Consider the following 23,293-nt stretch of genomic DNA (forward strand, 5'->3'; position numbering starts at 1 on the left):
GGGCGACACCGGTCAACTCCCCTGGCCGGCTTGTTCGTAGGTGATCAGGGGGTTGTTCGGCTGGTCGGGGGTGGCCTCCAGCAGGGCGACCACGCCGAGCGCGGCTCCGACCGCCAGGGCGGCGGCGAGCGCGACGGTCAGCGCGGCGGCGAGCAGTCTGGACATCGCAGGGTCAGCCTCTCTGTACAACTCTGTACAACCGCTGTTCGGTCGCCCCACCCGGGCTTTCCGTCCCTGCCTGTCCGGCCCAGTGTCGACAAGACATTGACACCGCGTCAAGGGGCGCCTACGGTTCCCGGCCCAGACGGGTGCCCGCACCGAACCGTGCCGCACCCCCTCTCGCACGCGCACCTTTCCCCTCGGCGCGGCCGCCCCCCACGTCGCGTCGTCCCGAGCCCCAGGAGTGCCCGGATGCGCCGTACAGCTTCACCTTTCTCGCTGGTCCTGCTGGGTCTCGGCACATTTCTGCTGGTACTGGCACCCATGCTCGCCTGGTACGTGGAACCACGGGCGGCCGTGAACCCGATCGACATCGACACCACCGCCGTCTACAAGGGCACGGGCAGCGTTTTCGACACCGAGCGGATCGAGACCGTGCCGAACCGGACGATCACCGTCACCCAGCGGGTGCGCGGCAATGTCGCGGAGAGTGAGGAGAGCGGGAACGCGGTCTGGGACGTCATCACGACCGTCGACACCGACAAGTCACTGCCCGCCGAGGACCCGCACGACGCGCTGGACTACGTGCCGCACCGCTGGGTGATGGACCGGCAGACCACCCGGCCTGTGCATTGCTGCGAGGAGAAGCCGCACATCGAGGGCGAGGCGTATCTGAAGTTCCCGTTCGACGTGCAGAAGCGGGACTACCGCTGGTGGGACAACACCCTCGGCGGGACGGTCACGATGAGTTACCGGGGTACCAAGAAGGTTCAGGGGTACACCGGTTACCGGTTCACCGCGTCGGTGCCGGCGACGAAGACCGGGACCCGGCTGGTGCCCGGGCGGCTCGTCGACCTGCCGGACCGGCCGCAGGTGCTGGCCGAGGAGTGGTACGCCAACCACGGGCTCGAGCTGATAGTCGACCAGGCCACGGGCCGGGTGCTGTACGCACAGACCGGGCCGCGGCGCACCCTGCGGGCGCCCGGCGGCGAGAAGGACGCGGCGGTGCTGCTGGACAGCAAGAAGATCGCGTTCACCACCGAGACCCAGAAGGAGGCGGTCGAGCAGGCCGAGGAGGACAGCGGGATGCTGGAGCTGGTGGGAACCACGGTGCCCATCGGGGCGGGTGTGGCGGGCTTTGTCCTGGCCGTGATCGGGGGCGTTTTGGTGGTACGAGGGAGGCGGCATCCCGGTTCGTCCGAATCGCCCCAGCCCCCGCTCACGATGTGACATTACGTCAGTTCTAATAAAGCCCGAAATTGTCACCTCGGTGAGTAGCCGTGGCGAACGGCGGGGCGAAAACTGTCCACCCCACCCAGGCACAACCCGTCCACAGTCCGCACCCAGTGCGTGAACAGAAAGCCCCCGGTTCCCCCACGGAAACGCCCACCCCACCACAGCCGTAACCAATCGGCGGTTTCTACCCCCACGCTGAGTTTCCGCACCCCGAGACATGTTGGAGCACCGATGCCCCAGCACGTGCCGTCCCCGCTGCGCGCCGCGTTCCCCACGCAGCCGCAGCACCCTCCGGCGCTCCCCCCACAGCCGCGCCGAATCGTTTTCCTAGCCCATCGCGACCTGGGAAACCGGGCCGCCGGCGGTTCCGAGCTGCTCGTGGACCGCCTGGCCGACGGCCTGACCCGCCTCGGCCACCAGGTGACCCTGCTGTGCGGTGGCCCCGCGGCCTACCGCGACTACCGGGTCGTCTCCGCGGGCGGTGCCTACGGGCACTATCTGCGCGCCCGTTCCGCCTTCGCCCGTCAGGTCGGCGAGACCGATCTGCTGGTCGAGGTCTGCAACGGGGTGCCGTATCTGGCGCCCCTGTGGCACCGCGGTCCCACGCTGTGCCTGGTCAACCACGTCCACACCGATCTGTGGCGGATGCGGTTCGGCGGAGCCCTGGCCCCGGCCGCGCGGCTCGGGCGAAGACTGGAGCACTGGGCCCTCACGGGGGCGCAGGGGCGAGGTCTGATGGTCGCCGTCTCGCCGTCCACCGCGCACGCGCTGCGGGCCATCGGGGTCGAGCGGGAGCGGATACGGGTCGTCCACAACGGTGTGGAGGAACCGGGTCCGCGGGCGGACCGCTCGCCCGAGCCGCTGTTCGTCGCGGTCGGCCGGCTGGTCGAGTACAAGCGGATCGATCTGCTCCTGCGGTTGTGGGAGCGGGTACGGCCGGTGACCGGAGGCCGGCTCGTGATCGTCGGGGACGGACCCGAGCGGGGGCGTCTCGAACAACTCGCCGGTCCCGGCGTCGAGTTCACCGGACACGTCACCGAGGCCGAGAAACACCGGCTGCTCTGTGCGGCCTGGCTGCTGCTGCACCCCTCCGCCGTGGAGGGGTGGGGGCTCGTGGTGACGGAGGCGGCCGCGCGGGAGACCCCGACCATCGCCTTCGACGTACCCGGCCTGCGGGACTCCGTCGTCGACGGGGAGACCGGGCTGCTCGCCTCCGGCGAGTCCTCCTTCGCCGCCGCGTGGTGCACCCTGGCCCTCTCCGGGCATCGGCGTGAGCTGATGGGGAAGGCGGCGCGGGATCACGCGGCGGGGTATCGCTGGGACCGGACGGTCCGGCAGTTCCGGGCGGTCGCGGCGGAGGCGGTGCGAAGTTGGCCGACATGACTCCGGTGAAAGACCCCTCCTTTCGTCGCTCCCTCGCCCTCTTCCGTGCCTTCCTGCGCGAGCAGCAGGATCCCGAGGCCTGCTACTCCCTCCTCGCCCGTGACGCCGTCGATCAGGTCGAGGCCTACGACCGTCCCGTCGCCGGCCGTACCGTCGTCGACGTCGGTGGCGGTGGCGGGTACTTCACCGAGGAGTTCCGGCGGCGCGGCGCGCAGGCGTATCTCTTCGAGCCGGATGTGAGCGAGCTCGGGGAGAAGCCGCCCGAGGGCGCCGTGGTCGCCGACGGGTATCTGCTGCCGCTGTACGACGGGGTCGCCGACGTCACCTTCTCCTCCAATGTGCTGGAGCACGTGGCCGACCCGCAGACCTTCCTCAGCGAGCTCGTCCGGGTGACCAGGCCCGGCGGGCTGATCTATGTGTCGTTCACCAACTGGCTGTCGCCGTGGGGCGGGCACGAATGGGCCCCGTGGCACTACCTCGGTGCCGAGCGGGCCCGCGCCCGCTACCGGCGCCGTACCGGCAGGCCCGCCAAGCACACCCTCGGCGAGAACCTCTTCGCCGTGCACATCGGGCCCACCCTGCGGCAGGTCCGTGCCAGAGACGACGTGACCGTCGTCTCGGCGCGCTCCCGCTACTGGCCCTTCCTCGCGGAGACCGTCGTCAAGGCGCCGGGCATCCGCGAGGTCGCCACCTGGAATCTCCTCCTCATCCTCCGGCGGTGTCCCCCATGACGAGCACGGTCCAGGCTCCTCCCCCGGCAGCCGTCCCCTCCACCGCGATCATGGCGGGCCCTCCGGAGGGTCCGCGGTCTCGGCGCTGGCTGCTGGGGTTCTGGGCCGTGGTGTTCGTGCTCCTCCTCGCCGTGCACCCGGGCCGCCAGACCTTCGACACCAAGCTCGGGGTGACGAACGACCCGGGACGGTTCCTGTCCGACCTGGGCCAGCTCTGGCAGGACCAGGGAAGCTTCGGCGGCATCTCCGACCAGTACGCCGGCTATCTCTGGCCGATGCTGCCGTTCTACTGGCTGGCCGACCTCGTACAACTGCCCGTGTGGCTGGCGGAACGCCTGTGGATGTCGCTGATCGTGTCCGTCGCCTTCTGGGGCGCGCTGCGGCTCGCCGAGCGGCTGCGGATCGGCAGCGGGACCTCCCGGCTGCTCGCCGCCGTGGTGTACGCGCTGTGGCCGGTGTTCACCATCGTCGTCGGCTCCACCTCGGCCGCCGCGCTGCCCGGCGCCTTCCTGCCCTGGGTGCTGCTGCCGCTGGTCGATGAGCGGTACAGCGCGCGGGTCGCCGCGACGCGCTCGGCGCTGATCATCCCGTTCATGGGCGGGGTCAACGCGGCCTCGACCCTCGCCTCCCTCCTCCCGGTCGGGCTGTATCTGCTGTCCCGCCCGCCCGGTCCACGGCAGCGCAAACTGATCGCGTGGTGGGTCCCCGGGGTGATCCTGGCGACCGCCTGGTGGTGGATCCCGCTGCTGCTGCTCGGTGTCTACGGCGAGAACTTCCTGCCGTACGTGGAGAGTTCTCAGACCACGACCGAGACCATGGCGGCGACCGAGGCGCTGCGCGGCGGCGGGAACTGGGTGGCCTATCTGCACTTCGGTGACGCCTGGCTGCCCGCCGGATGGGCGGTGGCGTCCTCGGTCGTCGTCATCGTCTGCTCGGCGCTCGCCGCCGGTCTGGGGCTGGCCGGCCTCGCGAGACGGGACATGCCCGAGCGGCGGTGGCTCGTGCTGACCGTGCTGACGGTGGCGCTGGTCCTGCTCGCCGGGTACGGCGGCGCGTTCGGCGCCCCCTTCCACGGGGTGGTGCAGGACTGGCTGGACGGCGGTCTCGTCCCCTTCCGCAACATCTACAAGTTCCAGACCGGGCTCGCCCTCGCCCTCGTCCTGGGCCTGGCCCATCTGGTCGGGGTGGCCGCCGAGGCGCGCGGCGCCCGTCCGCTGCCGGGCCGGCGGTTCGCCACGCTGATCGCGGCCGTACTCGTGCTGCCGGGGCTGATGTGGCCGTACCTCAACGGCTCCATCCTGAACCCGGGTTCGTTCAACAAGATCCCCGACTACTGGTCGGCGACGGCGGACTGGATGGAGAAGTACTCCCCCGACGCCCGCGTCCTCGTCGTCCCCGCGACCGCGCACGGCATCTACACCTGGGGCTCCACCATCGACCAGCCCCTCGACGTCGTCGCCGACTCCCGCTGGGCGCAACGCGATTACGTCCCCTTCGGCACCGCGGGCAACCGGCGCGCCATGGACGCCGTACAGCAGGCCCTGACCAGCGGCGCCGAAGTCCCGGGCCTCGCCGACTTCTTGAGCCGGGCCGGGATCCACTACGTCGTCGTCCGCAACGACCTCGACCCCGACCAGATCGGCAACGTGCCGACCACGATCGTCAAGCGGACGCTGGAGCAGTCCGGCTACGAGCGGGTGAAGGGCTACGGGCCCGTCGAGACCGGCGGAGTCATCGCCCCCGACACCCCGCTCCAGGTCGAGGGCCTGTACCCCAGGCAGCGGGCGGTGGAGATCTACCAGCCGCCGCAGGACGTGCCGCGGCCCAGGCAGGCAGGGCTGAGCCCGGTCGCCGACACCGCCGTGGTCTCCGGCGGGCCCGAGTCGCTGCTGCCGGTCGCCGGCGCGCTGCGCGGCCGGGGAAGCGTACTGACCGGTGACAACCACCCGGGGCTCGGCTCACCGCCGGTGCAGGTGGTCGGGGACGGGCTGCGGCGCGCGGACACCCGGTTCGGGCTGGTCAACGCGAACACCTCGTACACGTACACCCGCGACGAGCGCAACGCGCCGGACGCCACCCAGGACGCGGGCGAGAAACCGCACCAGATCCTGCCGACGGACGGCCTGGCCCACCAGACGGTGGCCGAACTGCGCGGCGCCCGCTCGGTGACCGCCTCCTCCTACGGCAGCTGGCTGTTCCATCTGCCGCAGTACGACCCGGTGAACGCCTTCGACGGCAACCCCGACACCGCCTGGGCGGAGGGCTCCCAGAGTTCACCGGACGGGGAGTGGCTGCGCATCTCCTTCACCGAGGAGTACGACATGCCGGGCTCCTTCAAGGTGGCCCCGCTGCCCCAGGAGGGCGTGCGGCCGGCGCCGACGCGGGTGCGGGTGGAGACCGAGAAGGGCACCAGGACCAGCTACCTGGAGCCCAACGGCCGGACGCAGAGCATCCGGGCGCCGGCCGGGGCGACGGACTGGATGAGGCTGACGATCGTCGACTCGGCGGAGCGCCGCACGGGCCTGACCGGCGCGGGCTTCACCGAGATCGCCCTTCCGGACGTCCAGGTGACCCGGCTGCTGCGGCTGCCCACGGACGCCGAGGACTCCTCCGCCGACGCCGAGCTGATCTCCCTGTCCCGCCCGGCCGACCCGACGGGCCTGTCCGCGACGGGCACCGAGGCGGGGCTGCACCGGACCTTCACCACGGGCGCGGCGGGGACGTACGAGATCGAGGCGAGCGCGGTGCCGGTGCCGGGTGAGGCGCTGGACCGGCTGCTGTACGAGGTGGCGCCGGAGCAGCAGGGCCGGATCGTGGCGACCGCGGACTCGACGGCGCGGCTGGGCGCGGGCCTGTCCGCCCGCAACCTGACCGACGGCGACCTGACCACGGCGTGGATCGCGGGCGACCGCCCGACCATCCACCTGAGCTGGGAGGGCAAGCAGCCGGTCGGCGAGATCGTCCTCCCCCCTGCGGGCGGACTTTCCTCCCGCCCGACCGAGGTGCACATCGCCTCCCCGGACGGCGCGGTCATCGCGGGCGTCGACGAGAACGGCAACGTCCGCTTCCCGCCGATCACCACGGACCGGCTGGACATCACCATCACCGAGACGGCGCCGCTGACCCTGTACAACCCGTTCGTCGACGAGGACATGCAGCTTCCGGTGGGCCTGACCGAGGCGTACGTCCCGGCGCTGGACAGCTACCGCACGCCGAAGCCGGAGGCCGACCGGGCCTTCTCCCTCCCCTGCGGCAAGGGACCGGTGCTGGCGGTGGACGGCGAGCTGTACGAGACGAGCGCGAAGGGCACCGTACGGGATCTCATGGAACGCCGTCCCGTGGACGTGACCCTGTGCCCGGCGTCCGAACTGGAGCTGCCGTCCGGCTCGCACCGGGTGGAGGCCGGGGACGCGGGTCCCCTCACCGTGACCGCGGTGACCCTGACCCGGGGCACGATCGCCGAGTCGCCCGCCGCGGGGCGGGAGCTGGGCGTACGGGACTGGCTGGGCGACCGCCGCGAGGTGACCGTCGGCTCGGGTGCGGCGGCCTACCTGACGACGTACGAGAACTTCAACGACGGCTGGCGCGCCGAGCTGGACGGCAAGGAACTGACGCCGGTCCGGCTCGACGGCTGGCAGCAGGGCTGGCGGATCCCGGCCGGCGAGGGCGGCACGGTGGAGCTCTCCTACGAGCCCGCGGTGACCTACGAGGCCGGGCTGATCGGCAGCGGAGTGGGGCTGGCGGCCCTGGTGGGCCTCGCGCTGTGGCGCCGCCGCGAACCGAACCCGGACGATCCGCAGCCGGTGCCGCCGCTGCCGGGGCTGTGGCTGGGCACGGTGGCGCTGACGCTGGTCGCGGCCGTGATCGCGGGCTGGTGGGCGCTGCTCGTCCCGGCGCTGGCACTGCTGGCCCGCCGACGGCACGAACTCCTCGTCCCGCTCGCCCTGTTGGCGCTGGCGGCGGCGGGGGTGGTGACGGCGATCGGGGCCGGTGAGCCGGTGCGGGAGGCGTCGGGCGCCTTCGGGCATACGGCCCAACTGCTGGCGTTGATCGGGCTGTTCGCGGCACTCGTGAGCGTGCGGGAACCCGCGGAACCGGGGGAGCCGGAAGAAGGTGATCGGCGTGACAGCGCTGCAGCAAAGGCCTGACCGGAAGCCTTCGCGCATTCCGTTCCCGGTGGTGGACGAGGTGGCCCGGCACTGTCTCCAGGAGGAGGAGCCGGAGACGGTGCACATCGAGGTGCACCTTCCGGGGCGCCTCGACCCGGCCCGCCTGCGCACGGCCTTCACGGAGGCCCTGCGCCGCCACCCCCGCATCCTGATGCGCGAGGCCCCGGGCCACTGGTACCGGCGCCGCTACGAGTGGGAACTGACGGGGGAGCCGGACGTGGAGGTGGTGAGCTTCCCCGGCCCGGGGCGGGATGCGCTACGGGACGCCCGGACCCGGGCGCTGACGGCGGTACCCCCGCTGTCGGCATCGCCGCCGATCCGAGTGGAGGTGGTGGAGGGAGCGGGACCGGTCGAGGGAAGCGAGGCGACGGACGCGGTATCCGCCGACCTGGCTGCGGGCAGTCGTGCCGCTGGGGCGGCCCCCGCAACCAAGGAGGCGGCACCCCGCGAGCGCGGGCGGGCACCATCCCCCGCCGGCACCGGCCCGCAGCCGCGTGAGAACCACACGGTCCTGTTCCTCACCATCAACCACACCGCCCTCGACGGCCCCGCCTGCCTCCGCGTCCTCGCCACCGCCGCGGAGCTCTACGGCGGAGTCGACAACTCCCCGGCCTCGCCCCCGACCCGGCCCCCGGAGACCACCGCACCCCCCACCGACACCCCCTCCAACTGGTCAAGACCCGCCCGCGTCGCCCCCGGCACCCCCGAACCCTCCCCCGGCAACGGCATGCTCGTGACCGAGCTCCGCCTTCCCCACCGCCCCAAAGGCTCCCCCTACACCGTCAATGACCAGCTCATGGTCACCACGGCCCTCACGATCGCCCACTGGAACCGCGAACACGGCGCCCCACCCCGCCCCCTGCGCATCACCATGCCCGTGGACGACCGCCCGAGAGACACCACGATGCCCATAGGCAACGGCACGCGCCTGGTCGAAGTCCCTTTCAGCCCGGACGAGTTGACCATCGACGACATGGCCGGGCTGCTCCGCCGTACCGCCACCAGGACCCGCGCCCTCAAGTCCCTGCCCCGCCCCCAGCTCGGAAGAGGCGCCGCCCTACTCACCGCCCCCGTCACCCCGGTCGCCTGGCGCGCCGCCCTCACCCGGGGCCTGCGCAGGGCCGCCGCTCCCTGGACGTCGACCACGCTCCTGAGCAACATCGGCCGCATCCCGTACGCCCTGGACTTCGGCGAGGAGGCGGGCCGGGCGCACGCCGTCTGGTTCTCGGCCCCGGCCAGGATGCCCCGCGGCCTCACCGTCACCACCGCCTCCACCGCGGGCCGCCTCCACCTCGCCCTGCGCTGGTCGAGAACCCTCCTCAGCCACGGCGACGGCGCCCATCTGCGGGACCTGTTCGAGCACTACCTGCACACCACGGAGGTCCCCGAGTGACCACCACCGCACCCCCGAGGCAGCTGCGCGACTTCTACGAGGACCCGGCCGTCCCCGTCGCCTCCGGCGCCCCCCGCAGCCTCCGCCAGGCCCGCATGCTCGCCGAGGCCCTCGGCACCACGACCGCCCGGACCGTCCTCGACATCGGCTGCGGCGATGGCTCGGCGGCAGCCGTGGCGGCACCTCTGCTCCGCCGCCACCGGATCATCGGCGTCGACTGGTCCCAGGACGCCCTGCGCCGGGCCCGCGCCCACCTCCAGCACCCTGTCCGCGGCGAACTCACCGACGGCGGGCTGCCGTTCAGGTCGGAGTCCGCCGACGCCGTCCTGTTCAGCGAGGTGATCGAACACTTGGTGGACCCCGACTCCGCGCTCGACGAGATCCGCCGGGTGCTGCGGCCCGGCGGGCATCTCATGCTGTCCACCCCGAACCTCGCCGCCTGGTACAACCGCGGGCTGCTGCTCGCGGGCGTGCAACCCGTCTTCTCCGAGGTCAGCCTGCGTGCCATCCACGGCCGCCCGGGCAAGGAGGTCGTAGGGCATCTGCGGCTCTACACCGCCCGCGCGCTGCGGGAGTTCGTCGCCGCCTCCGGATTCGAGGTCGTACGCCTCGCGGGCGCGCCCTTCCACGGCGTACCGCGTCCGCTACGGCCGCTCGACCGGCTCGCCTGCTCCAGACCCCCACTCGCCTCGATCCTGCTCCTGCACGCGCGCAAGACCTAGAGAGAGGGGCGCAGACCATGTGGTGGGGAGTGGCCGCGGCCCTGTTGGCGAACGTCCTGTACAGCACCGGATTCGTCCTGGAGAAACGGGCGCTGGCCGCCCTGCCCGAGGTGACGATCCGTCAACCTGCCCGTCTGTTGCGGCTAGTGCTCGGCAGCCCGCTCTGGATCGGCGGGTCCCTCGCGCTCGCCGCCGGGTTCGCCGCCCAGCTCGCCGTCTACCGCACACTGCCGATCGCCGCCGCGCAGGGCCTGTTCGTCTCCGGGCTCGTCCTGCTCGTGCTGCTCTCCGCCCGGCTGCTGGGCGAGGAGACCTCCGGCCGGGAGCGGTACGCGCTCGCCGCGATCCTCGCCGCGCTGCTGATGGTGGTCCTGTCGCTGCGCGAGGGTTCGGACTCGGTCAGCCAGGACGCGCCGTATCCGCTGATCCTGCTCGTGTGCGTGCCCTCGCTGGCCGGCGGGGTGTGGCTGTACAACTCCGCCGAGCGGCGCACCCGGCACCGGCACCGGCTGCCGACCACGGGTGTGGAGTACGGCGTGGCGGTGGGCCTGCTGTACGGGGTCAGCTCGCTGGCCATCAAGGGCGTGTCGAGCCATCTCACGGCCGACGGCTGGGGCGGCGCGCTGCTCGGTCTGCTGCGGTCGCCGTACCCGTATCTGCTGCTGTTCACCGGCGCGTTCGGCCTGGTGATGTCGCAGGCGGCGCTCCAGCGCTGCCGGGCCTCGCTGATCGTGCCGGTGTGCACGACCGTGACCTGCCTCTACACGGCGGTGCTCGGCACGCTCTCGTTCGGCGAGGCGCTGCCGGAGGACCCGGTGCGGCTCGCGCTGCGTGTCGCGGGCATCGCGCTCGCCGTCGCCGTCCTGCTGTCCATGCCCCGGCACGACCAGCCGGCGCGCACTCAACCCCCGATCGGTGCCAAGGAGCTGACGCCACCGTGAACCCCGACGACCCGCTGCTCCAGATCCTCGCGTGCCCGCTCGACAAGGGCCCGCTGCACCTGCTCCCGCCGGACGGCCCGGCCGGTCCCGGCGAGTCCGCCGACGCGGGTGAGGCGGGTGAGGCGCTCTACAACCCCAGACTGCGCCGCCGCTACCCGATCGTCGACGGCATCCCGCAACTGCTGCCGTCCTCCGGCGTGCAGGTCAGCGACGACGAGCACGAGGCGCTCCTCAAACGGATGGTGCCATGACCACGACCCTGGCGGCCCGTGTGGCCCCCTTCCTGCCCGTACGGCTGGTGGCCGCCGCCGCCCGGGCCGTGTACCCGCGCTTCGAGCCCGAGCTGGCCCGCCTCCCCGAACTGTGCCCGGCGCCCTGCGGCACGGCGGTGGACGTCGGCGGCTGGTACGGCCCCTGGACGCGCCGACTGTCGCGCCGCGCCCGGCAGGTGGTGACCGTGGAGCCGGTGCCCCGGCTGGCCAGACTGCTCGCCTCCGGCGCCCCGCCGAACGTCCGGGTCGTCCAGGCCGCCGCCTCCGACCGGCCCGGCACGGCCCGCCTCTGGCTGCCGTCCGGCGACGCGGGCGACCGAGGGGTGTCCTCGCTGGTCCGCCGGGACATCCACGGGCGCGCCCTGGACGTCGGCTGTGTCACGCTCGACGAACTCGGGCTGCGGGACGTCGGCTTCATCAAGATCGACGTGGACGGCAGCGAACTGGCGGTCCTGCGCGGCGCGACCGGCATCCTGGCCCGCGACCGCCCGGCCCTCTTCGTCGAACTGGAGTCCCGTATCCAGCCGGTCGCCCCGGTGGTCACCTATCTGTCCCTGCTGCGCTACGACGGCTGGGTGCTGCCCGGCGACAGCTGGGTCCCACTGGCCGGTTTCCCGCTCGCGGACCACCAGGCGCGCGCCGAGCACGTCGTCACCCGGGGTCTGCTGCGCCGGGTGCTGCCCGGCGGCGGTCCGCGTTACGTCAACTCGGTGCTGTTCCTGCCGGACGGCCGCCGCCCCGGCGGGCCGGTGCGCGACCATGGGACGCATGCCTCCCGCCAGCCCCTTCGGCCCGCTTCACTTCCAGCTCGTCCTGCTGCGCCGGATGGCCGACCACAACCCGGACCTGGTCGAGCGCGCCCGTCATGAACTGGGCGTCTCGGTGGCCGAGATGCGGGAGGCCAACAAGAAGTGGCAGGCGATGGTCCGCTCCCCGCGCGCCCGCGCCGCCGCCTCCCGGTACCGCTCGGTCCTCGGCGCGCCCGAGTCGGTGCTGACGCGGAAGGTCGGCGACCTGGAGTGCGAGGCCTGGCTGTTCCCGGTCCCGCTCTGGCCCACCCTGCGCTTCGAGGTGCTGCTCGGCCCGACCGGCGCCGTCTGGAACGAGTGGCTGGTCCGCGCCCCGGGCGCCGAGGCCCCGCCGCTGCGCACCCTGGACGATCTGACGCCCTGGTCCTGCACGGTCGACGAGGCGGCCCGCGCCTTCGCTCCCGCCCGCCCGCTGGAGGGCTCGGCGCCCACCCGCTGGGGGCTGGCCTTCACGGCCCCGGACGCGAGCGGCGCTCGGCACGCGTGCGCGGCCGAGTTCTCGTGGGGGCTGCTGCAGCGGGTGGCGGTGAAAGGGGTGGTGGAGGGGAGCAATGAGGACAGGTGACTGATCACGGTGGGCGTGGAGATGGCCGTAACCGATCAGACTCATCCGCGCTTCACCCCGGAATCGGCCCACGGACCGATCATCGCCGGTCATCCGGGAGGACTTGCTCCCTCTGTGCCTAATGTCGCCGCATGGAGCTTCCCGAGCGGACTGTCCCCGTCGAGCGGCTGCGCCTGGGCGACCACGCCTGCCTGGAGGGGGGCGACGGCGAGTCGTCCTGGGCGGTGTTCACCGCCTACACCCGCACCAGCCTGGCCCGTCAGGAGAAGGTGCTGCTGGTACTGGACCCGGACAACCTCCAGGACGACGAGGTGGTCGCCCTGCTGGACCGGGGCGGAGCCGGGGCCTCCGCGGCCCGGGCGAGCGGGCAGCTGTCGCTGAAGCGCACCCCGCAGATGTACCTGCCGGACGGCCGCTTCCACAAGGAGCGCACGATCGAGGCCTACCGCGCCGAGGTCGAACGCGCCCAGGAGGAGGGCTGGGCCGGGCTCAGGATCGCGGCGGACATGAACTGGGCCCCGCGGGCGGGCCTCGACGAGGCCTCCCTGCTGGACTACGAGGCCTCGGTGGCCCCGCTCTTCGCGGACCCGCTGTTCACCGCGATCTGCTGGTACGACCGGCAGCGCTTCGGCCGGGGTCTGCTGGACGGCATGGCCCAGGTGCATCCCTTCCAGGTGGCCGAACCCCTCGGCTCGGACGCCGACTTCGTCGAGTCCCTGCGCCGGTCCCTGGCCCGTCAGGACACCTCCGGCCCCACCCGGGTCACCCTCGACCTGCGCGACGTGTGCTTCATGGAGGCCCACTGCGCCTGGCAGCTCATCAGCCTCGCCGGTTCACTGCCACCCGGGAGCCAGGTCACCGTGCGCTGCGGGGAACTGCTGGCACTGGTACTACGCCAACTCGGGGCGGACGGCGCCCCGCAACTGTCGCTGGACGTAATGGAGCCGGCTCCTTGAACGCGCCCCCGGCGACACGGCGGAGACACCTCCCCGACCGCGTGCCACCCCGCACGCCGCCCCGGCTGCCCCGCACGCCTCCCGGGCTGCCTCGCGCACTTCCCTGGCTCACTCTCGCGCCTGCCCGGGCTAACTCTCACGCCCCCGGCTCCCCCTCGCGTCTGCCCGGCTCACTCTCACGCCACCTTGGCTCCCCCTCACGCCGCCCCGGCTCCCCCTCGCGCCTCCCCGGCTCACTCACACACCACCCCAGCCGCCCCTCACGCCACCCCTGCCCCCGCGACCACACCACCGGCCCCCGCTCAAACCTCCCCCGCCCGTGCCGTGAACCACGCTGCCAGTTGGGCTCGTTTGCTGAAGCCCAGTTTCACCAGGATCCGCTCGACGTGGCCCTCCGCCGTCCGCTGGGCGATGACCAGGGCCTCGGCGATCTGGCGGTTGGTCAGGCCCTGCGCGACCAGGGCCGCCACCTCGGCCTCCCGGCGGGTCAGCGGCCGGGTGTCCGGCTCGGCGGCCGAGCCGGTCGTCGGGCGCCGCAGCTCGCCCAGCGCGTAGGCGATGACGTCGTTGGTGTGCAGTGCGCCGCCCTTGCGGTGGGCCCGTTCATGGCCGTGGTCGCCGAGCACGCGCCGGGTGTGCCGTTCCGCCGCGCACGGTCGCCCCGCCCCGCCGGCCTGGGTCGGATCGCCCCCGATGTCGTGCCAGATCCGGTCCACCGCCCCGCGCAGCACGGCCGCCCGCTCGGCCCGCCCGGCGAGGGCCTCCGCCGCCGCGAGGAGGTCGAGGGTGCGGGCGAGACTCTGCCGCTGCCGTCCGGTGTACGGCAGCCGCAGACACGCGCGCGCCTGCTCGGCGGCCCGCTCGTACTCGCCCAGCGACCAGTGCGCGAGGCCGAGCGTGCGCAGCGCCCAGGCGCGGGCCCACTGCTCGCCGTGCGCCTCGCACACGGCCACGGCCTCGACGCACAGGGGTACGGCCTCGCGCGCCCGGCCCCGGCTGACCAGGGTGCAGGCGAGCTCGACGCGGGTGAGGACGACGAAGCCGACGGTCGTGCCGGTCTCCAGGGCCTCCGCGGCCATCGGCGGCGGGTCCGGCACGGGCAGCTCCGCGTCGGCGGGCGGGGCGTGGTGGGGCGGGTCGGTGCCCGCGAGGACGGCGGCGGAGCGGGTGTGCACCAGTGACATCAGAGCGCCCGCCCACATGGCGCGGGTCAGGGCCGGGTCGGGGCGGGCCCCGGCCCGGAGCGCGCGGTCGAGCCAGTGCCGGCCCTCGCCCCAGGCGCCGCCCGCGACCCAGTGGAACCACAGGGTGGCGGCCAGTCTGAGCCCGGCCTGCGCCTCGCCCGGGGTGGTGAGGCAGAAGTCCAGCGCGGCCCGGAAGTCGTCCTGGTCCAGCCGTATCCGGTCGGTGACGGCGACCTGGTCGGGCCCGAACCACGCCTGTTCGTACTCGGCGGCGAGCCGGGCGAAGTAGTCGCGGTGCCGGCGCCGGGTGACGGTCACCTCGCCGATGTCCTCCAGGCGCTCCAGGCCGTAGTCGCGCAGGGAGACCAGCAGCCGGTAGCGGACGAGGCCGCCGCGCTCCTCCCGGATCAGCACCGACTTGTCGACGAGCCCGGCGACGGCGTCCAGCACATCGGTGGCGCCCAGGCCCTCGCCGCCGCACACCGCCTCGGCTGCGGCCAGGTCGAAGCCGCCGACGAACACCGAGAGCCACGCCCACACCAACTGCTCCTGGGGCGTGCACAGTTCATGGCTCCAGTCGACGGCCGAGCGCAGCGTGCGATGCCGGGGCGCCGAGGCGGGACTGCCCCCGGTGAGCAGCCGGTAGCGGTCGTCGAGCCGTTCGACGAGCTGGTCCACGCCGAGCGCGCGCACCCGCACCGCCGCCAGTTCGATGGCGAGCGGCAGCCCGTCGAGACGTCGGCACAGCCGGGCCACCGCGCGCTGGTTGCCCTCGCCGACCGTGAAGCCGGGGACCACGGCGGCCGCCCGGTCCGCGAACAGCCGCAGCGCGGGGAAGTTCTCGGCGGTGCCGACCTCCTCGGGGCCCGGGGCGGCGAGTGTCGGCACCTCGTAGAGCTGCTCGCCCGCGAGCCCGAGCCGGTGCCGGCTGGTCGCCAGGATCCGTACGTCCTCGGTGGCGGCCAGCAGGGTCTGCGCGACCAGCGCGCAACTGCCGACGACATGCTCGCAGTTGTCGAGGACGAGCAGCAGGCCGCGTCCGCGCAGGTGTTCCACGAGGACGTCGAGCGCCGGCCGTCCGGTCTCGTTGCGCACCTCCAGCGCGTCGGCGACGGCGTGCGGCACGAACGCCTCGTCGCCCAGCGCGGCGAGCGGCACCAGCCACACCCCGTCCGGGAAGGTCCGTGCGGTCTGCTTGGCCACGTGTGAGGCAAGCCGGGTCTTGCCCACCCCTCCGGGCCCGGTCAGCGTCACCAGCCGACCCTCGGCCAACAGCCGCCTGACGTCCGCCGACTCGTCCCGTCGCCCCACGAAGCTGGTCAGCTCCGCCGGGAAGCCGGAGGTGCGCCGCGCATGGGATCCGCCCACGATCCGGTCACGCCCTCTGCAGTGGTCACGCACGCGTGGTCTTTCCCGCAGGGTAGGCAGAAGATCCCCACGGCAAGGGCGGCTTCCCGGATTTCCCGCCTCTACGGGTGAGTGCGGCTTGCCTCGGCGAGCACGGCCTCCACCACGCGCGCGGTGGACGCGGGATGCAGGAACAGGAAGAGATTCGGCTCGACCAGCTCCAGTTCCATCACCCGCGGCCGTCCGTCGTCCCCGTCGACGAGGTCCACGCGCGCGTACAGCACCTCCGGCGCGTCCGGTACGGCGGCCAGGGCGCGCTCGGCGACGGCGAGTTCGGCCTCGGTCGGCGTCCACGGCTCCAGGCCGGGGTGGGCGACCTTGGCAGCGTCGAAGGCCGTATCGGGCGCGAGCACGGCCTGCTTGCGGCTGGCGTGCAGCAGCCGCCCGCCGAAGAACTGCAGCGCCCGCTCGCCCGCGGTGTCGATACTGCGCACATAGGGCTGCACCATCGCCGTGAACCCCTCCTCGTGCATCCGCGCGAGATGTCGTACGGCGCTCTCGCGCTGGTCGGGGGTGTAGCGGGCGGCGTACCGGGCGCCCGCGCCGGAGGTGGGCTTGACGACGTACTCGTGATCGTCGGGGAAGTCAGCGGCGGCACCGGGCGCGAGGTACGTCGTGGGCACGACCGGCACGCCCGCCTCGGCAAGGTCCCCGAGATACCGCTTGTCCGTGTTCCACCGCACGACCGCGGCCGGATTGGCCAGCCGGGTCGCCTTGCCGCACCGCTCGGCCCAGGCCACGAACTCGGCGGTACGCCAGCTGTAGTCCCAGGTCGACCGGATCAGCGCGAGGTCGTAGGCGCCCCAGTCGACACCTTCGTCGTCCCAGTGCACGATCTCCGCCTCGGCCCCGGCGCCGGCGAGCGCCTCCCGCAGCACGGGCAGATCGCGGTCGTGGCTGGGCTCGGGCCGGGGATCGTAGGTGACCAGGGCTATTCGGGGCACGGCGGGCTCCAGAGTCGGGGGACGGACCGCACGCAGGCTAATCACACCCGGGGCGACCGCTTCAACCGAATTGACCTTCCCCCTCGGGCAGGCCCCAGCATCGAAAGGACGGAACACGGGAGGCACCCATGGCGGACCTGCTGACGATCGGCGCCTTCGCACGGGCCTGCCGTCTGTCGCCCAAGGCCCTGCGGCTGTACGACGACCTCGGCCTGCTGCGCCCCGCGCGCGTGGACCCGCACACCGGCTACCGCTACTACGCGCCCGACCAGTTGGACCGGGCCCGCCTGGTGGCGTGGCTGCGCCGGCTCGGCATGCCGCTGGCCCGGATCCGTGAGGTGAGCGCGCTGGCCCCGGAGGCGGCGGCGCGGGAGATCCGGGCCTACTGGGCGGGCGTGGAGGCGGAGACGGCCGTACGACGGGACCTGGCCGCGTTCCTGGTCGACGAACTGACCCCCGCTGCTCGAAGGGACACCACGATGCTGGAACTGCGTCACTCGGCCCGCTCCGACCGCGGCCGGGTCCGACCGGCCAACCAGGACACGGCGTACGCGAGCACCCGGCTGCTGGCGGTGGCCGACGGCTACGGCCCCGGCGGCGGCCCGGCGAGCAGCGCGGCCGTGGCGGCACTGCGCCGTCTGGAGGCGGCGGACCTGTCGGCCGGGAATGTGCTCAACCTGCTGGCGGAGGCGGTCGAGGAGGCGGCGCGCGGCCTGACCGAGGAGGAGACCGGCACGACCCTGACGGCCCTGCTGTGGACGGGCTCCCGGCTGGCTTTGGTGCACATCGGCGACACGCGCGCGTACCTGCTCCGGGAGGGCGCCCTGTTCCGGGTCACCCACGACCACACCGTGGTCCAGTCGCTGATCGACGAGGGCCGGCTGACGCCGGAGGAGGCCACCGCACACCCCCAGCGCGCCCTGCTGCTGCGGGCCCTGTCCCCGGCGTCCGCTGAGCTGCCGGACCTGCGCCTGCAGGACGCCCTCGCGGGCGACCGCTACCTGCTCTGCTCCGACGGCCTCTCCTCGGTGGTCCCCGACGCCCGGATCCGTGAGCTCCTCACCGCGGCCGCCGACCCGGACTCCGCGGCCCGGTCCCTGATCGACGCGGCGAACGCGGCGGGCGGTCCGGACAACGTCAGTTGTGTGGTGGCGGACGTGGCGCAGCGCACGGCCTCAAGCCGGGCCGGGTAGGGCAGGATCGACTCCTGGCGGCAGACAGCGACAGCTAAGGAGTGCGGTGTGTCCTCCCTCTTCCCGGCCCTGACGGCCGGACCGGCGGGGCAGGTCGCCCTGCGGTTCGGGGACCGGTCCCTGACGTACGCGGAACTGGCCGCCGCGACCGGCGCCCTCGCGGACCGGATCGCGGGCCAGGGCCGGGTGGCCGTGTGGGCGACACCGGCGCTGGAGACGGCCGTGGCGGTGGTCGCGGCGCTGGAGGCCGGGATCGCCGCCGTGCCGCTCAACCCGAAGTCCGGGGAGAAGGAGCTCGGGCACATCCTGTCCGACAGCGCACCGAGCCTCGTCCTCGCGGCACCCGACGACGAACTGCCGCTCGCGCTCAAGGAGTTGGAGCGCGTCGACGTCGACGTGACGGCCACCGGCGCCGCCCGCCCGGCCGAGGCGGCGGACGAGGAGGACCCCGCCCTGATCGTCTACACCTCCGGCACCACCGGACCGCCCAAGGGCGCCGTCCTCCCCCGCCGGGCCGTCGCCCGCACCCTGGACGCGCTCGCCGACGCCTGGCAGTGGACCGGCGACGACGTCCTGGTCCACGGCCTGCCCCTGTTCCATGTGCACGGCCTGGTGCTCGGCGTCCTCGGCCCGCTGCGGCGCGGCGGCTCCGTCCGCCACCTCGGCGGATTCGGCCCGGAGGGCGTCACGCGCGAGCTGACCGGCGGCGCGACCATGCTCTTCGGCGTGCCGACGATGTACCACCGCCTCGCCCAGGCGCTCCCCGAGGACCCGGAGCTGGCCAGGGCGCTCGGCGGGGCACGGCTGCTCGTCTCCGGCTCGGCCGCGCTGCCCGTGCACGACCACGAGCGGATCGCGACGGCGACCGGGCGGCGGGTGATCGAGCGGTACGGCATGACCGAGACGCTCATGAACACCAGCATCCGCGCCGACGGCGAGGCCCGCCCCGGCACCGTCGGCGTGCCGCTGCCGGGCGTGGAGCTGCGGCTGGTGGAGGAGGACGGCACGCCCATCGAGGCGTACGACGGTGAGACCGTCGGCGAGATCCAGGTGCGCGGGCCGAACCTGTTCACCGAGTACCTCAACCGGCCCGACGCGACGGCGGAGGCGTTCACGGCGGACGGCTGGTTCCGTACCGGCGACATGGCGGTGCGCGAGGCCGACGGCTATGTGCGGATCGTGGGGCGCAAGGCCACCGACCTCATCAAGAGCGGCGGGTACAAGATCGGCGCCGGAGAGATCGAGAACGCGCTGCTGGAGCATCCGGGGGTACGGGAGGCCGCGGTGACCGGGGAGCCGGACGCCGATCTGGGCGAGCGGATCGTGGCGTGGGTGGTCCCGGCCGACCCGGAAACGCCGCCCCCGCTCGACGAGTTGGCCGATCACGTGGCCCGGCGGCTGGCCCCGCACAAGCGGCCCCGGGTCGTGCACCACCTGGACGCCCTGCCCCGCAACGACATGGGGAAGATCATGAAGCGGGCGCTGGGCCGTGGCTGACCGGCTCGGCGCCCGGGAGTTCCTCGCGCTCGTCGGCGACGACTTCGTCGAACTCCCGCACCCCGAAAGGGACTCCGCGCCCGACGGCCCGCTCGGCTGGCGGGGCTACGACGGCTCCCGGCTGCGGGCCGCCGAACGCACCGGCGAGGAGGAGTCCGTGGTCTGCGGCACCGCGCTCGTCGAGGGCGTGCGGGCCGTGCTGATCGCGTTCGAGTTCGGCTTCCTCGGCGGCTCACTCGGGGAGCGCACCGGCGACCGCCTGGAGGCGGCCTACGCGCACGCCCGCCGCCACCGGCTGCCGGTCGTGCCGCTGATCGCCACCGGCGGCAGCCGGATGCAGGAGGGCATGCTCGCGCTGACCCAACTCCAGCGGGTGGCCCGACAGTCGGCGCTGACCCGGGAGGCGGGGCTCGCCCAGATCGCCGTGCTGCGCGACCCGACGACAGGCGGCGGCTGGGCCACGCTCGGCGCGGGCGCGGACGTGGTGCTCGCCCTCCCGGGCGCACAGATCGGCTTCGCCGGCTCCCGGGTCCGTCCACCGGACGCGGACCCGACGGCGTACACGGCGGAGGCACAGGTGGCGGCCGGAGCGGCCGACGCCCTGGTCCCACCCGACCAACTCCGCCCAACACTGGCCCACTGGCTACGCCTCCTGACGACAACCTCGACCACCCCGGCACCGGTACCGAGGGCACTGGGCTTCCCGGACCTTCCCGCACGGGATCACGACGCCCCCGCTCCGGAACCGCAGGCCCAGGAAAGGCAGGCCCAGGGAACCCCGGAGCCGCCAGCACGGGACCACGACACCCCCGCTCCGGAACCGCAGGCCCAGGGAACCTCGGAGAATCCAGCACGGGACCACGACACCCTCGCGCCGGGCCCGCAGCCCCAGGGAACCCCGGAGCCGCCAGCACGGGATCACGACACCCCCGCGCCGGGCCCGCAGCCCCAGGGAACCTCGGAGCTCCCGGTACGGCCGGCACCGACTCCCCTCGGCTCCCCCGCGCTCCCCGCCACGGGGTGGGACGCCGTGCGGCGGGCACGGGCTGCCGGACGTCCGCGTGCGGACCGCTACCTGGACGCCTACTTCACCCATCGCCTCGCCATCAGCGGTGACCGCGCGGGCGGCGCCGACCCCGACGGCATGCTGTGCGGGTTCGGCGAGCACGACGGCCGTACCATCGCCTACGCGGCCCAGACCGGGGCGGCGACCCGGCCCGCCGGTTACCGCACGGCCGCCCGGCTGATCCGGCTCGCGGACCGGCTCGGCATTCCGGTGCTGACGCTGGTGGACACCCCGGGCGCCGCCAATGACGCGGAGGCGGAGCGGCAGGGCGCGGGCGGCGCCATCGCGGAGGTGTTCTCGGCGGTCGCCTCGGCCCGTACGCCCGTCACCACCCTGGTGATCGGCGAGGGCGGCTCCGGCGGCGCACTCGCGCTCGCGGCACCCGGCAACACCTGGGCCACACCGGACAGCTACTTCTCGGTGATCGCCCCGGAGCTCGCGGCGGCGATCCTGAAACGCCCGCCGGAGGAAATCGAGGCAACGGCGGACCAACTGCGCATCCGGCCGCAGGACTTGGTGGACCTGGGGGTGGTCCGGGGCATCGCGGGCGCGTGAGCCGGAGCCGTTTCCGGGGAACGGCGACAATCCGAGCACCGTCCGTAACAATGGGGTTCGGCAAGGTCACACTTCACGGGGGAGCGAGCGGCGCCATGGACGGGCTGATGGAGTTCAAGACCGAGGACGGCGCCCTGGTGGCCGTCGAGGGCGTCGAGGACGAGTCGGGCGCCCGCCTGGTCGCCCGCGACGACGGCCCGGCCCGGGCGGCCCGCACCTTCGAGGGCGCGCTGGACGGCGTCCGCGCGGCGGCCGAGTCCGCGCTGCGAGTCTTCCGGGACGGCTCGCTCCGGCCCGACTCCGTGGAGCTGGAGTTCGGCGTAAAGCTCACCGCGGAGGCCGGCGCGGTCATCGCCAAGGGGACAGCGGAAGGGCACCTGGTGGTCAAGCTCAGCTGGTCACCGGGCCACTCCGAGGCCGCCCCGGAGGCCGCCGAGCGGTCATGAGCGGCGCGGCTTGGCACGCCCGCGTCGAGTGCGGCCCCGAGGTGGGCGCGGGCTTCCTGGTCTCCGGCCGTCATGTGCTCACCTGCGCCCATGTGGTGCGCAGGAGCGGGCTGTCCCCGGTCGTCGTCAGCTTCCCGGGCCGCCGTGAACTGACCGGGATACCGGCGACCGTGTCCGTGCACGGCGGCTGGCAGGGCGGCCCCACCGACCCGGGCGACCTCGCCGTACTCGAACTGGACCGTGAAGTACCCCTCGACCCGGCCGAGTTCGCCGCCCCCGGCGCCGAGCAGGACCACGTCGAGCTGATCGCCTACGGCTTCCCCAAGGGGTACGACGAGGGCATGCTTGCCTCCTACCGGGCGCTGCCCGGGCCGCTGATCTCCGACGAGTGGGCGCAGTTGGAGGCGGTGACCGCGCACGGGCAGCCGCTGGCACCGGGGTTCAGCGGCGCGGCGGCGACACTGGCGGACGGCAGGGTGGTCGGCATGGTGTCGACCGTCGCGGGCGGCCGGGACGTGCGGGTCGGCCGGATGCTGCCGACCCAGGTACTGGTCCGTTACTGGCCCGAGCTGTGCGAGCTGATCCCCGCCTCCGACCACGACCCGAAGGCGGTGCGCGGGCTGTACGCGCTGGTGCGGCGGGCGCTCGCGGAAGGCGTCGAGTGTTCCCCGGACGGGCTCTACTTGGACGCCGTGGGCCCCTTCGGGCCACCGCTGCCGGAGGGCGGCTTCGCCTCGCTGGGCGCGGCGGCCGGGTATGTGCAGTGGGAGGTCCAGGAGGCGGAGGCGGTGACCCGGTTCGCGGAGCGGCTGCGCGAGCTGCTCGACACTCCGGTACGGCCCCGGGCGACCGCCTCGCCCGCCTGGTCGCCGATCCTCGTCGAGATCGAGCACAGCGGCGCCGGCGCCGACCAGGTCACCGTGGAGGTGTCCGCCTACCGCGACGGGCAGCGGCGGCGCGTGGACTCCCGGCGGCTGGCGCGCACCGACGTGAAGGAGCATGTGCAGCGGCGCGTGGACGAGGCCTTCGGCCAGCTCGCCCCGGGCGCCGAGGCGCTGGTGACGTTCGTCCTGCCGCGCGAGTGGCTGAACGAGCCGGTGGCGCACTGGGAGTGCGGCCCCGAGGACTCCACCCCGCTGGGCTGCGCGCACCCGCTGGTCGTGGTGGACCGCTCCCGCTACCGCAGCGGACGCCTGCGTCATCAACTGGCCAAGAAATGGCAGACATTGGATGACCGTACGGCGGCCCGGCTGCACCGCGTCGGCTGTAGCGCCCGGGAGCGGCCACCGAGCCTGCGCAAGCGGCTGCGCGACGGCGACGCCGACCTGGCCGGCTACTCCTACCCGCCCTTCGCCGCCCGCCCGCACTTCGAGGCGGGCCTCAACACCCCGGTCCCGGTCCTGCTGTGGCCGCGCACCGGCTGCCCGAAGCCCGGCCACGAAGGGCCATGTACCGGCACCGCGTTCCTCGACGAGCTGGCCGCCTCGGTCACCGGTGTGCCGCCGACCGAACTCCCGCGCCGGGTGATGGAGTTGCGGGAGACCGCCGACGCCGACGAGGAGCCCGACCGGCACTGGGCCAAGGACGTACAACTGCTGTGGGACGACCCGCGCTGCTTCCCCCAGCCCGCCGCCAGCCTGCACTCCCCGGTGCTCTGACCAGCAG

The 23,293-nt window shown here is 73.5% G+C and carries 19 protein-coding genes; 16 read left to right on the forward strand and 3 right to left on the reverse strand.

Annotated elements, in window-relative coordinates; genetic code table 11:
* Nucleotides 1-12: 12 nt before the first annotated feature.
* Complete coding sequence (locus AC068Z_RS28825) at nt 13-165, reverse strand: hypothetical protein (RefSeq protein WP_015660618.1); 153 nt, start codon at nt 163-165, stop codon at nt 13-15.
* Nucleotides 166-411: 246 nt separating this feature from the next.
* On the opposite strand from AC068Z_RS28825, the gene pgfA reads away from it, so the two are divergent.
* From pgfA to AC068Z_RS28880, 11 genes are all read left to right on the forward strand, one after another.
* The gene (pgfA, locus tag AC068Z_RS28830) at nt 412-1,389 is read left to right on the forward strand and encodes a cell envelope lipid trafficking protein PgfA (protein ID WP_478561741.1); all 978 of its coding nucleotides are present in this window, start codon (nt 412-414) and stop codon (nt 1,387-1,389) included.
* Between the two features lie 237 nt (nt 1,390-1,626).
* Nucleotides 1,627-2,778, forward strand: a complete 1,152-nt coding sequence (locus AC068Z_RS28835) for a glycosyltransferase family 4 protein (protein ID WP_478561744.1) — start codon at nt 1,627-1,629, stop codon at nt 2,776-2,778.
* Nucleotides 2,775-3,509 (forward strand): class I SAM-dependent methyltransferase, encoded by a 735-nt coding sequence (locus AC068Z_RS28840; RefSeq protein ID WP_478561747.1) that lies wholly within the window; start codon nt 2,775-2,777, stop codon nt 3,507-3,509. Before AC068Z_RS28835 ends, AC068Z_RS28840 begins: the two co-directional genes overlap by 4 nt.
* Nucleotides 3,506-7,657, forward strand: coding sequence for an alpha-(1->3)-arabinofuranosyltransferase domain-containing protein (locus AC068Z_RS28845; protein WP_478561750.1), 4,152 nt, complete (start codon nt 3,506-3,508; stop codon nt 7,655-7,657). Before AC068Z_RS28840 ends, AC068Z_RS28845 begins: the two co-directional genes overlap by 4 nt.
* Entirely contained in the window at nt 7,632-9,071 is a 1,440-nt protein-coding gene (locus AC068Z_RS28850) for a condensation protein (protein ID WP_478561753.1), read from the forward strand. The genes AC068Z_RS28845 and AC068Z_RS28850 overlap by 26 nt, the downstream gene beginning before the upstream one ends.
* Entirely contained in the window at nt 9,068-9,793 is a 726-nt protein-coding gene (locus tag AC068Z_RS28855) for a class I SAM-dependent methyltransferase (RefSeq protein WP_478561756.1), read from the forward strand. The genes AC068Z_RS28850 and AC068Z_RS28855 overlap by 4 nt, the downstream gene beginning before the upstream one ends.
* Nucleotides 9,794-9,822: 29 nt before the next feature.
* Complete coding sequence (locus AC068Z_RS28860) at nt 9,823-10,734, forward strand: hypothetical protein (protein ID WP_478562090.1); 912 nt, start codon at nt 9,823-9,825, stop codon at nt 10,732-10,734.
* Nucleotides 10,731-10,985 (forward strand): Trm112 family protein, encoded by a 255-nt coding sequence (locus AC068Z_RS28865; protein WP_478561758.1) that lies wholly within the window; start codon nt 10,731-10,733, stop codon nt 10,983-10,985. The genes AC068Z_RS28860 and AC068Z_RS28865 overlap by 4 nt, the downstream gene beginning before the upstream one ends.
* The gene (locus AC068Z_RS28870; protein ID WP_478561761.1) at nt 10,982-11,875 is read left to right on the forward strand and encodes an FkbM family methyltransferase; all 894 of its coding nucleotides are present in this window, start codon (nt 10,982-10,984) and stop codon (nt 11,873-11,875) included. Before AC068Z_RS28865 ends, AC068Z_RS28870 begins: the two co-directional genes overlap by 4 nt.
* Complete coding sequence (locus AC068Z_RS28875) at nt 11,775-12,380, forward strand: hypothetical protein (RefSeq protein WP_478561764.1); 606 nt, start codon at nt 11,775-11,777, stop codon at nt 12,378-12,380. The genes AC068Z_RS28870 and AC068Z_RS28875 overlap by 101 nt, the downstream gene beginning before the upstream one ends.
* A 131-nt stretch (nt 12,381-12,511) precedes the next feature.
* Nucleotides 12,512-13,336: an MEDS domain-containing protein gene (locus AC068Z_RS28880; protein WP_478561767.1), complete on the forward strand. Its 825-nt coding sequence runs from the start codon at nt 12,512-12,514 to the stop codon at nt 13,334-13,336.
* A 302-nt stretch (nt 13,337-13,638) separates the two neighbouring features.
* On the opposite strand, the gene AC068Z_RS28885 is transcribed toward AC068Z_RS28880, so the two are convergent.
* Nucleotides 13,639-15,888: an ATP-binding protein gene (locus AC068Z_RS28885; protein ID WP_478561770.1), complete on the reverse strand. Its 2,250-nt coding sequence runs from the start codon at nt 15,886-15,888 to the stop codon at nt 13,639-13,641.
* A gap of 101 nt (nt 15,889-15,989) precedes the next feature.
* Nucleotides 15,990-16,871, reverse strand: coding sequence for an ATP-grasp domain-containing protein (locus tag AC068Z_RS28890; RefSeq protein ID WP_478561773.1), 882 nt, complete (start codon nt 16,869-16,871; stop codon nt 15,990-15,992).
* A gap of 128 nt (nt 16,872-16,999) precedes the next feature.
* Between AC068Z_RS28890 and AC068Z_RS28895 the strand changes: the two genes are divergently transcribed.
* The 5 genes from AC068Z_RS28895 to AC068Z_RS28915 all read left to right on the forward strand — a co-directional run bounded on the left by AC068Z_RS28895 (nt 17,000) and on the right by AC068Z_RS28915 (nt 23,286).
* On the forward strand, nt 17,000-18,064 hold the full coding sequence (locus AC068Z_RS28895) for a MerR family transcriptional regulator (protein ID WP_478561776.1): 1,065 nt from the start codon (nt 17,000-17,002) through the stop codon (nt 18,062-18,064).
* 48 nt (nt 18,065-18,112) lie between these two features.
* The gene (locus AC068Z_RS28900) at nt 18,113-19,561 is read left to right on the forward strand and encodes an acyl-CoA synthetase (protein WP_478561779.1); all 1,449 of its coding nucleotides are present in this window, start codon (nt 18,113-18,115) and stop codon (nt 19,559-19,561) included.
* Nucleotides 19,554-21,182, forward strand: a complete 1,629-nt coding sequence (locus AC068Z_RS28905) for a carboxyl transferase domain-containing protein (RefSeq protein ID WP_478561782.1) — start codon at nt 19,554-19,556, stop codon at nt 21,180-21,182. Before AC068Z_RS28900 ends, AC068Z_RS28905 begins: the two co-directional genes overlap by 8 nt.
* A 95-nt stretch (nt 21,183-21,277) precedes the next feature.
* Complete coding sequence (locus AC068Z_RS28910) at nt 21,278-21,628, forward strand: CU044_2847 family protein (protein WP_478561785.1); 351 nt, start codon at nt 21,278-21,280, stop codon at nt 21,626-21,628.
* On the forward strand, nt 21,625-23,286 hold the full coding sequence (locus AC068Z_RS28915) for a VMAP-C domain-containing protein (RefSeq protein ID WP_478561788.1): 1,662 nt from the start codon (nt 21,625-21,627) through the stop codon (nt 23,284-23,286). The genes AC068Z_RS28910 and AC068Z_RS28915 overlap by 4 nt, the downstream gene beginning before the upstream one ends.
* Nucleotides 23,287-23,293: the final 7 nt, after the last annotated feature.

The organism is Streptomyces sp. NPDC043726, assembly GCF_056436565.1.

Bases quoted from the DNA above. Each gene is read 5' to 3' on its own strand.
- AC068Z_RS28840 (WP_478561747.1), top strand. From the start codon at position 2,775: ATGACTCCGGTGAAAGACCCCTCCTTTCGTCGCTCCCTCGCCCTCTTC.
- AC068Z_RS28870 (WP_478561761.1), top strand. From the start codon at position 10,982: ATGACCACGACCCTGGCGGCCCGTGTGGCCCCCTTCCTGCCCGTACGG.
- AC068Z_RS28825 (WP_015660618.1), bottom strand. From the start codon at position 165: ATGTCCAGACTGCTCGCCGCCGCGCTGACCGTCGCGCTCGCCGCCGCC.
- AC068Z_RS28835 (WP_478561744.1), top strand. From the start codon at position 1,627: ATGCCCCAGCACGTGCCGTCCCCGCTGCGCGCCGCGTTCCCCACGCAG.
- AC068Z_RS28845 (WP_478561750.1), top strand. From the start codon at position 3,506: ATGACGAGCACGGTCCAGGCTCCTCCCCCGGCAGCCGTCCCCTCCACC.
- pgfA (WP_478561741.1), top strand. From the start codon at position 412: ATGCGCCGTACAGCTTCACCTTTCTCGCTGGTCCTGCTGGGTCTCGGC.
- AC068Z_RS28895 (WP_478561776.1), top strand. From the start codon at position 17,000: ATGGCGGACCTGCTGACGATCGGCGCCTTCGCACGGGCCTGCCGTCTG.
- AC068Z_RS28875 (WP_478561764.1), top strand. From the start codon at position 11,775: ATGCCTCCCGCCAGCCCCTTCGGCCCGCTTCACTTCCAGCTCGTCCTG.
- AC068Z_RS28910 (WP_478561785.1), top strand. From the start codon at position 21,278: ATGGACGGGCTGATGGAGTTCAAGACCGAGGACGGCGCCCTGGTGGCC.
- AC068Z_RS28880 (WP_478561767.1), top strand. From the start codon at position 12,512: ATGGAGCTTCCCGAGCGGACTGTCCCCGTCGAGCGGCTGCGCCTGGGC.
- AC068Z_RS28915 (WP_478561788.1), top strand. From the start codon at position 21,625: ATGAGCGGCGCGGCTTGGCACGCCCGCGTCGAGTGCGGCCCCGAGGTG.